Here is a 9,727-nt window from a genome sequence, read left to right as displayed (position 1 = left end):
AACTTCTGGATTCCCGCCTGCGCGGGAATGACGGAGGAGGTTTCGGCAAAATTGCTCCTCCCGTTTTCAGACGGCCTTTTGCCTCGTCGGTATTCATTGTAGCGTGGGCTTTGCCCACGATAATGTTGGGTAAGAGGTCGTCTGAAATTTTGAGTTTGATTCGTGGGCAAAGCCCACGCTACGGGTTTCAGACGACCTCTGCCATCTTCCTTTTCACATCTCTTCCAATTTCGCAAACTTGGTATCCAGCTCTTTTACGCCCTGTTTGCCGAAGTTGATGGTCAGTCGGGCGGATTCGCCTTTGTCCACGGCATCGATGATGACGCCGGTGCCGAATTTGGCGTGGCGGACGTTTTGTCCGATGCGGAAGCCTGCGTAGGTTTGCGGCTGTTTGTAGTCGTCGACGATTTTGTCTTTGGACGCGGCGGTTGGTCGTGGGCTGCCGTAGCTGTCGTAGGCGGTCTTTTTGACGGACAGGTAGTGCAATACTTCGGGTGGGATTTCTTCGACGAAGCGGGAGACGATACCGAATTGGGTTTGTCCGTGCAGCATGCGCTGCTGCGCCATGGTGATGTAGAGGCGTTTGCGGGCGCGGGTGATGGCGACGTACATGAGACGGCGTTCTTCTTCGAGGCCGCCGCGTTCGGCAAGGCTCATTTCACTGGGGAAGCGGCCTTCTTCCATGCCGGTGAGGAAGACGGCGTTAAATTCCAAGCCTTTGGCGGCGTGGACGGTCATGAGTTGGACGGCTTTTTCGCCTGCGCCTGCTTGGTTTTCGCCGGATTCGAGGGCGGCGTTGCTAAGGAAGGCGAGGATGGGGAAGGCGGGGTCGTCTGAAATGTTGTCAGGCAGGATTTCGAAGTTGCTGTCTTCGGGTTTGAATTCGATGGCGGCGTTGACGAGTTCGTCAAGGTTGTCGAGGCGGTCTTGGTTGTCGCCTTTTTGGGTTTTGTAGTGTTCGGTCAGTCCGCTGTCTTTGAGGATGCCGACGATGATTTCGGGCAGGGGCAGTTGTCCGACTTGGTTGCGCAGGGCTTCGATGATGCGGACGAAAGCGGCGACTTTGGTGGCTTTTGCGCCGGCGTTGCAGGCTGCCTGCCAAAGGGTGATGCCTTGTTCGTTTGAGGCCGTCTGAAGATTTTCGATGGTGCGTGCGCCGATGCCGCGCGGGGGGAAGTTGATGACGCGCAAGAGGGCATTATCGTCGTTGGGATTGACGGCGAGGCGCAGGTAGGCGAGCGCGTGTTTGATTTCTTGGCGTTCGTAAAAGCGCAGTCCGCCATAGATTTTGTAGGGAATGCCGCTGCGGAACAGGCTTTGTTCGATAACGCGGGATTGGGCGTTGCTGCGGTAGAGGACGGCGATTTCGTCCAAATCCCAGCCTTCGCGTTCGAGGGCTTTGGTTTCGTCCACGATGAATTGGGCTTCTTCGAGGTCGGTAAAGGCGGAGTAGTAGCGGATTTTGTCGCCTGCTTCGGCGTCGGTGCGCAGGTTTTTGCCGAGGCGTTCGTCGTTGTTTTCGATGACGGCGTTGGCGGCGGCGAGGATGTTGCCGACGGAGCGGTAGTTTTGTTCGAGTTTGACGGGTGCGTCGATGTGGAACTCTTCCATCAGTGCGGTCATGTTGCCGACGTTTGCGCCGCGGAAACGGTAAATGCTTTGGTCGTCGTCGCCGACGGCAAAGACGGCGGCGTGGTTGCCGGCAATCAGTTTCAGCCAGGCGTATTGCAGTTTGTTGGTGTCTTGGAACTCGTCGACCAGAATGTGATTGAAGCGGTTTTGATAGTGTTGGCGCAGGATTTCGTTGTTTTGCAGCATTTCGTAGCTGCGGAGCATGAGTTCGGCAAAATCGACCACGCCTTCGCGTTGGCAGATTTTGTCGTATTCGGCGTAGCACTCAATCATGCGGCGCGTGTGCGGATCGGGCGCGCTCAATACGGAAGCGCGCAAACCGGATTCTTTTTGCGCGTTGATAAAGCCTTGCAGCGAACGCGGCGCGATGATTTCTTCGGCGATGTTGAGGCTTTTGAGCAGGCGTTTGATCAGGGAAAGCTGGTCGCCGCTGTCGAGAATTTGGAAGGAAGAGGGCAGGCCGGCATCGCGGTGGTGCAGGCGCAAAAAGCGGTGGCACAAGCCGTGGAACGTGCCGAGCCACATGGCGCGGACGTTGACGGGAATCATCGCGCCCAAACGGGTCTGCATTTCTTTGGCGGCTTTGTTGGTAAACGTAACCGCCATAATGCTGTGTACACTCGCCTGACCGGTTTGCAAAAGCCATGCGATGCGCGTGGTCAGCACGCGGGTTTTGCCGCTGCCCGCGCCCGCCAAAACGAGGGCGGATTGCGGCGGCCAGGTTACGGCGGAGAGTTGTTCGGGGTTCAAGCCTTGCAGCAGATTGGGGGCGGATTGGTCGGGAAACATGGGAAGAGGCCGTCTGAAAAATGGGAATACGGTATTTTAATGGAAACGGCAAAGGTCGTCTGAAAAGATGTTTCAGACGACCTTTTGCTTGCATTCCACGATGCAAACGCTATATCCTCCGCCTAAAATTCATTCTTTCGAAACCATGACTCGCTTCCTTCATACCCTTGCCGACGGTACGCAAATCACCGTCGAACTCAAACGCAGTGCCAAGAAAAATCTGATTCTGCGCCCCGTCAATATGCAGACGGTCAGCATCAACGTCCCACCCTTTTTTCAAGACCACGCGTTGGCAAACTGGCTGGCGGCAAACGAAACGATATTGCGGAACACGCTTGCCAAAACGTCCGCACATCCCATTCCCCACCCAAATTTACCTGAGTGGATTTGGTATCGGGGAGTAAAGACTAAGCTGGATACTCACAGCCAAAACCATATCCGCATCACGTCGTCTGAAATCCTGCTTCCCCGAAAAGAAACCGCCGCACAAATCGACCACCTGCGCCGCCTGTTGAACGAACGCGCCCGCGAATACCTGCTGCCCCGCCTTGAAAAACACGCAGCCGAAACAGGGCTGACTCCCGCTGCCACAGACCTGAGCAACGCTAAAACCTTTTGGGGCGTATGCCGCCCGCACACCGGCATCCGCCTCAATTGGCGGCTGATCGACGCGCCCGAGTACGTCGCCGACTATGTCTGCATCCACGAACTCTGCCACCTCCGCCACCCCGACCACAGTCCGCGCTTTTGGCATTTGGTGAACACGCTGACGCCGCATACCGACAATGCTAAAAGTTGGCTGAAGGCGCACGGGCGGGAATTGTTTGTGCTGGGTTGAAGGGGGAACCGTAGCGTGGGCTTCGCCCGCGAGAATCCGTCCTCTCCCGTCCGGCTGGAGAGAATTGGAGAGAGTGTGGCTCTTGCCCCTTATACCGTATATCCGCAAGCCACCCCCATCCTAACCTTCCCTCACCAGCCGTGGGAAGGGATCAGGTTGCCGTAGCTGAAAAAAGGTCATCTGAAAAACCTATTTCGAGCTTTTCAGACGACCTCTCTGTATTACCGCATCAACTCAAATCAGCCTTTGCTGCTTCAACTCATTCTTCAGATACGCATAATAAACCGGTGCGACGATGATGCCGCCGACGCCGAAAATCCGTTCGAACACGACCATCGCCACCAGCAGTTCCCACGCGCTTGATTCGATTTCCGAACCGATGATTTTCGCGTTCAGGAAATATTCGAGCTTGTGGATGACGACCAGAAACACCAGCGAAGCGACCGCTACATATAAAGACGCGCCGAGGCTCAAGATGATAATGATGGTGTTGGAAATCAGGTTGCCCGCCACGGGAATCAGTCCGACGATGAAGGCGATCACCAACACAGTTATTTTAAACGGCAACTCCACGCCGAAAAGCGGCAGGATCAGATAAAGGTACACGCCCGTCAGTGCGGTATCGATCAGCGAGATTTTGACCTGCGCCAGAAACACGCGCTCGAAGCTGGTTTCGAAGTTCACAATCCGCCGCACCAGTTCTGCCTTGAAGGGCGGCATTTTTCGGCGGTTTTTGCGCATGTTGAGGCGGTGGAAACTGAGCATCGCGCCGATGATGATGCCGATAAGGATATACACGAACGAGGTGAAGCTGTTTTTGCTGATGCGCGTCAGCGCGGCGCTGTATTCTTCAATCAATTTGACTGCATAGGCTTTGATTTCTGCGGTATTGTTGGGCAGCATGTTCAAAACCGACTGTGGCAGGCTGCTGCTGTTTTTCGTGTCTTCCAGAATCGCCGCCAGCTTGGTCAGCATGACGGGGATATGCCCGCCGTGAATCAGATGGTAAATCCCCAGCGACATCAAGAGGATAACCGTCAATACGATGCCTATGGTCAGCGTGGTCGAAATCAGGTTGATGTTGTGCGCGTTGAGCGATTTGTGCAGAAACGTATTGCGCGCGAGCGTACGGCGGCGCAGCCAAAGAATCAGACCGTTGGTCTTGGTGATGAAGACGTAGGTCAGGATAACGGCGAGCAAAAGGGGCAAAAAGTGGAAATACAGCACCACAAACAGGGCAAGCCCCATCAAGATGTAGGATGCATTGCGGAAGCGGGAGTGTTCGAAAATCATTGAATGTAATGCCATGAAATATATAAATTTAAACAATCAAGCTATGAGGTACGATTAATAAAGCAGGACAAGGGGGTTAACCCGCCTTTTGAAACTTTATTTCAATTTCGCTTGACCTGACTTCGGTTTACAAACAAACCGTTACAATAAAAACTCAATCGCACCAAGCAGTTATGCGGTTGTCTTTACGCAAATTGCCATTTGGCATTTGACGGAATGATTTTATCAGACAAATTTCCCGAAAGGATATTACACATGAAAACATTGTCTAAATTGACCTCTCTCGTTCTTGTTTCTGCCGGTCTGATCGCTGCTCCTGTAGCTATGGCACAACCTGCTTCCGGCAAAGCCGCTAAAGCAGAACACGTTCACAAAAAAGCCAATAAAGCTAAAAAACAAGCCAACGAATTGAAACAAGACAAAGCCGCCGAAGCTGCAACAACTGAAGCCACTTCCGCCGATGCCGAAACCAATGCGTTGGGCGAACAAGGTCAGGCTGCAACCCAAACCGCACCCGCAGCCACTCCGACCGAACAAGCTCCTGCAAAATAAGCAGGATGATAGTGGACTGAATTAAAAGAGGGATTTCATTTCCCACGCACCGTTTTGACGGCTGTCGTCCTTTTTGAATTTAGGCCATTAAATGTCTACCGCAGGCAAAAGGTCGTCTGAAGATTTCAGACGACCTTTTGCCGTTCACGATTCACACATATTCGCTTTTATCGTTTTCTTTCCAAGCCTGATGCGAGCAGAGCCAAAGCAACACAATCCCGCACGCCGTCGAGGTCAGCATCATGCCCGCCATCACCAACGCAGAACCATTGTGCAGCCGCGTCGCCAACAGCCCCACGCTTGCGCCGATGATGGATTGGAACACGCCCAATACCGCGTTTGCGCTGCCGCTTTCCTGCTTGAAATAAGCCATAAAGCAAGCCTGCGTGTTCGCGCCGACCAAGCCCTGCGTGCCTACCGAAAACATTACACAAAGCACCAAAGCCCACATCGGCGGCAGTCCCATCGACCAGACCAGCAGTACCATCGTCAGGTTCGCCACAAACTGCACGATAATGCCCCATTTCAAAATACTTTGCGGGTGCGCCCCCGTTTTCAGCCGCCATGCCGTGATGCGGTTAAACGAAGCCATCGTGAGGATGTTCAGCGCAAACACCCAAGCGTATTGGCGCGGTGTAACATGGTACAGTTTTTGGTAAACAAAAGACGATTCCGTCAAAAATGCAAACATCGAGGCAAAGCTGAACGCTTGAAAAAACAGATAGCCCATCGCCGCCCGCGTCTTCAGCACTCTGGCGAACCTGCCCGCCACTAGTCCGAAAATGTCCATCCCGATTTTGCCCGTCTGCTTTGGACGCGGCAGGAAAGCAAACACCAAGATGAACAAAATAAACGAATACGCCGCCAAAAAACCGAAAATAAAACGCCAGCCGCCCAATTCCTGCAACAGAGAGCCGAACATAGGTGCAATCAGCGGCACGACCATCAGGATAATGCCGATTAAGGCAAACATTTGCGCCGCCTCCCTGCCCGAATAATAATCGCGCACCATCGCCCCGACGATGACCACCGTCATCCCCGCTCCGAACGCCTGTACGGCACGCAGGTTCAAAAGCCCGTCCACCGACTGCACCATCGTCAGCGCGGCAACGGCCGCAAAATAAATGCTCAAACCGACCAAAGCCACCGGTCTGCGCCCCTTGATGTCCGAAACCGCGCCGCCGACAATTTGCCCGAACGCCACACCGAACATAAACAAAACCAAGCTCTGCTCAATGCGGTGTATATCCGCGCTCAGCGACTGCGCCATTTCCGGAATGGCTGGCAGGTAGGCATCGACCGAAAACGGCATCAGGGCAACCAACATCGCCATCAAAACCGCCATTTGCTTTTCGCCCAGCGGGGCGGGGGTGGATTGGGACATAAGGGACTTTCAGAATGTTCAAACGAAACAAACCGCCCTGACATATCCTAGGCGGTTGAAATAAAAAGAAGTATATCATGTTTTCATACCAGGCCGCAGCATACTCCCCCTATTAACAAAGAGGTCGTCTGAAAAACGTCCCGACAGATTTCAGACGACCTCTCCCGTTTTCCGTTACAATAAACACCCCCCGAATCACAGCACATGACCGTCCATGTACGACAACATCCGCTTCCACCTAGACGAAGAATATCCCGAAGGCCTGCCGTCCGAAAAAGCCGCCACGCATATCGGTATGTACTGGATATGGGCGGCGCAGGCAGGGCTGGCGAATCCCGTTTGGCAAACCGCCCCCGAAAGCGCGGAAGATTTCGCCAATATGCTCAAAGGCAGAACCAGCGGCAGACGCTTCCTGCTCAAACACATGGACGGCGCGCTCATGCCCGACGACTTCACCGAACAAGGGCGGCAATTCACCTCCTATTACTACGACAATGAAGAAGACGGCTACGGCGCATTCTTAGAAGACTACGTCCGCACCCTCGACACCCCGTCGCTCGGCGGCTTCTACCACGTCCCCAACACCCCCGAAATCTACAAACGCCTCAAACCCGTCTTTCAGGCAGCGTTTGAGCAATGGAAAAACCATTTGGAACAGTCAAAAAATGATTAAAACAATCGACTTGACCATTAATTGCCTCCGGCATGGAGGCGGCATGGAAAGTTATGCCTTCGACCTGATCCGCGGTTTGAGCGCGCAAAATATCAACATCAACGCTTACGCCGCCAAAATCGACACAAGCACGGCAGAATACGCCCTGGTCAACGCCTGCCTTGTCAATCAAAACCTCATGCCCAAAAAACTGCGGCCGTTCTTCTTCAGCCGTGCCTTCAAAAAAGTCCGCCGCGAAAGCAACCCCCTTATTGCCTGCAACCCCTGCGACCATGCGGATATATTCGCCTGCGGCGGCACACACTTGGGCTACCTGCATAACATGGAGCAAAAAACAGGCCTGCTCGACCGCCTCACCATCCGCCGCAACCGCAGCAACTACGCGACGGCCAAATCCATCATGGCACATTCGCACCTGATGCAGCGCGAACTGACCCAACTCTACGACGTACCGCCCGAAAAAATCCGCGTCATCCACCCGCCTGCCGATACCGCCCGCTTCCGCCCCGCTCCCGATGAAACTGCCGCCGTCCGCGCGAAATACGGCTTTCGGGACGACGAAACCGTGTTCCTGTTCCCCTCGACCGGCCACAAGCGCAAAGGGCTCGATTTGCTGGCGGACTTTTTCGAACACACCGACCTGCCCGTCAAACTCGCCGTCGCCGGTTCGCCGCTGCCGCGTCCCATGAAAAACGTCGTCGAACTGGGTTTCTGCAAAAACATGCCCGAACTCTACCGCGCCGCCGACTTCACCATCATGGCGTCCCTGTATGAGCCTTTCGGACTGGTCGGCGTCGAATCCGTCTTGTGCGGCACGCGCGTCGTCCTCTCCGACAACATGGCATGTACCGAAGTCATGAACGATGAAGCAGGCTTTTTCTTCTCGCGCAGCCGCCCCGAAACACTGGCCCAGGCCGTCGTCCAAGCGGCCGCCCTCAAACAACAAGGCAAACATAAACTTACCGACCCGATACAGGCATTAAACTACAATCCGACATTAGAACACCACATCAGCCAAACCATAGATATGTTGGAGACCGTCCGAATAAACAAACCACCCGTTTTCAGACGACCTTAATATCTAAACCGACCTCGAACTTCTGACAGGAACATCCGTGAAACTCATCATCCTCGACCGCGACGGCGTCATCAACCAAGACCGCGACGACTTCGTCAAATCCGTAGACGAATGGATACCCATCGAAGGCAGTATGGACGCCATCGCCTTCCTGACGCAGGCAGGCTACAACATCGCCGTCGCCACCAACCAATCCGGCATCGGCCGCAAATACTTCACCGTCCAAGACCTGACCGAAATGCACGCCAAAATGCACCGCCTCGTCCGTCAGGCGGGCGGCGAAATCGACGGCATCTGGTTTTGCCCGCACACCGCCGCCGACAACTGCGACTGCCGCAAACCCAAGCCCGGCATGATTTACGACATCCTCGAACGCTTCAAAGCCGACCCTGCCGAAACCTGGCTGGTCGGTGACAGCCTGCGCGACCTGCAAGCCATGCACGAAGCCGGCGGCAAAACCGCGCTCGTCCTGACCGGCAAAGGCAAGAAAACCTTGTCGCAACAGGAAAAAGAATTACCCGAAAACACCCAAGTCTTCGACAGCCTGCTCGCCTTCTCCCAATACATCATGCACGAGTCCGCACAAGACCTTACAGACGGACAGGCAAACCCATAAATACACGAGGTCGTCTGAAACCCTGTTTCGCCCCGTTTCAAGCCCAAACAAGATTTCAGACGACCCATCCGACAGGTAAAAACATGCTCCTCATCCGCAACCTGACCTACTGGTTCATCCTCAGCACCAGCCTGATTTTACTTTTCCCCTTCATGCTCCTCGCCCTGCCCGTCCAAGGCGGCGCGCACAAAATGGCGCAAATATGGGTACGCATCCTCAACTGGTCGCTCAAACACATCATCGGACTCAAATACCGCCTCATCGGTGCCGAAAACATCCCTGACCGCCCCTCCATCATCTGCGCCAAACACCAAAGCGGCTGGGAAACCCTTGCCCTGCAAGAAATCTTCCCGCCGCAGGTTTACGTCGCCAAACGCGAATTGTTCAAAATCCCCTTCTTCGGCTGGGGACTGAAACTCGTCAAAACCATAGGCATAGACCGCAGCAACAGCCGCGAAGCCAGCAAACAACTGATGGAACAAGGCATGGCGCGCAAAAACGAAGGCTACTGGATTACCATCTTCCCCGAAGGCACACGCCTGCCGCCCGGCGAAAAAGGCCGCTACAAACTCGGCGGCGCGCGCATGGCTAAAATGTTTGAAATGGACATCGTCCCCGTCTCCCTCAACAGCGGCGAATTTTGGCCGAAAAATTCCTTTCTCAAACACCCCGGCACCATCACCGTCGTCATCAACCCCGTTATCCCCCACGGCAGCGGCACGGAAGCCGAATTGATGGCGGAATGCGAAAAACGGATTGAAACGCAACAACCCCTTATCGAAGGAAAAGGACCGTTTGCCGCAAAAAATAAGAAAACAACAGCATCGCCATCATGATAAAAGGTCGTCTGAAAATCAGTTTTCAGACGACCT

Annotated in this window: 9 protein-coding genes; 6 read left to right on the top strand and 3 right to left on the bottom strand. The window is 54.3% G+C overall.

Features of this window, described 5'->3' with window-relative positions; all coding sequences use genetic code 11:
- Positions 1-213: 213 nt before the first annotated feature.
- A complete protein-coding gene (gene uvrD / locus HMPREF2954_RS05450; protein WP_045075078.1) occupies positions 214-2,421 on the bottom strand; it encodes a DNA helicase II in 2,208 nt (735 codons plus the stop codon).
- A gap of 145 nt (positions 2,422-2,566) precedes the next feature.
- Here uvrD and HMPREF2954_RS05445 point away from each other — a divergent pair, with 145 nt between their 5' ends.
- Positions 2,567-3,259: a YgjP family zinc-dependent metalloprotease gene (locus HMPREF2954_RS05445; RefSeq protein WP_070689044.1), complete on the top strand. Its 693-nt coding sequence runs from the start codon at positions 2,567-2,569 to the stop codon at positions 3,257-3,259.
- A gap of 234 nt (positions 3,260-3,493) precedes the next feature.
- Here the strand turns inward: HMPREF2954_RS05445 and HMPREF2954_RS05440 are convergent, their stop codons facing one another.
- Positions 3,494-4,552: an AI-2E family transporter gene (locus HMPREF2954_RS05440; RefSeq protein WP_045075080.1), complete on the bottom strand. Its 1,059-nt coding sequence runs from the start codon at positions 4,550-4,552 to the stop codon at positions 3,494-3,496.
- Positions 4,553-4,807: 255 nt separating this feature from the next.
- On the opposite strand from HMPREF2954_RS05440, the gene HMPREF2954_RS05435 reads away from it, so the two are divergent.
- The gene (locus tag HMPREF2954_RS05435) at positions 4,808-5,104 is read left to right on the top strand and encodes a hypothetical protein (RefSeq protein WP_039407352.1); all 297 of its coding nucleotides are present in this window, start codon (positions 4,808-4,810) and stop codon (positions 5,102-5,104) included.
- A gap of 151 nt (positions 5,105-5,255) precedes the next feature.
- On the opposite strand, the gene HMPREF2954_RS05430 is transcribed toward HMPREF2954_RS05435, so the two are convergent.
- Complete coding sequence (locus HMPREF2954_RS05430; RefSeq protein ID WP_045075083.1) at positions 5,256-6,488, bottom strand: multidrug effflux MFS transporter; 1,233 nt, start codon at positions 6,486-6,488, stop codon at positions 5,256-5,258.
- Positions 6,489-6,702: 214 nt separating this feature from the next.
- On the opposite strand from HMPREF2954_RS05430, the gene HMPREF2954_RS05425 reads away from it, so the two are divergent.
- From HMPREF2954_RS05425 to HMPREF2954_RS05410, 4 genes are all read left to right on the top strand, one after another.
- Positions 6,703-7,161, top strand: a complete 459-nt coding sequence (locus HMPREF2954_RS05425) for a DUF7832 domain-containing protein (protein ID WP_045075086.1) — start codon at positions 6,703-6,705, stop codon at positions 7,159-7,161.
- Positions 7,154-8,239 carry a glycosyltransferase family 4 protein gene (locus HMPREF2954_RS05420; protein WP_045075088.1) on the top strand — a complete coding sequence of 362 codons (1,086 nt, stop codon included), beginning with the start codon at positions 7,154-7,156 and terminating at the stop codon, positions 8,237-8,239. Before HMPREF2954_RS05425 ends, HMPREF2954_RS05420 begins: the two co-directional genes overlap by 8 nt.
- Positions 8,240-8,276: 37 nt before the next feature.
- Positions 8,277-8,855 (top strand): D-glycero-beta-D-manno-heptose 1,7-bisphosphate 7-phosphatase, encoded by a 579-nt coding sequence (gene gmhB, locus HMPREF2954_RS05415; protein WP_045075091.1) that lies wholly within the window; start codon positions 8,277-8,279, stop codon positions 8,853-8,855.
- Between the two features lie 83 nt (positions 8,856-8,938).
- On the top strand, positions 8,939-9,691 hold the full coding sequence (locus tag HMPREF2954_RS05410) for a lysophospholipid acyltransferase family protein (RefSeq protein ID WP_045075094.1): 753 nt from the start codon (positions 8,939-8,941) through the stop codon (positions 9,689-9,691).
- Positions 9,692-9,727 lie beyond the last annotated feature (36 nt).

This window comes from Neisseria sp. HMSC067H09 (assembly GCF_001814135.1).
Classification (GTDB): domain Bacteria; phylum Pseudomonadota; class Gammaproteobacteria; order Burkholderiales; family Neisseriaceae; genus Neisseria.
The sequence above is the reverse complement of the archived record's forward strand: the minus strand, read 5'-3'. Positions and strand labels throughout refer to the sequence as shown.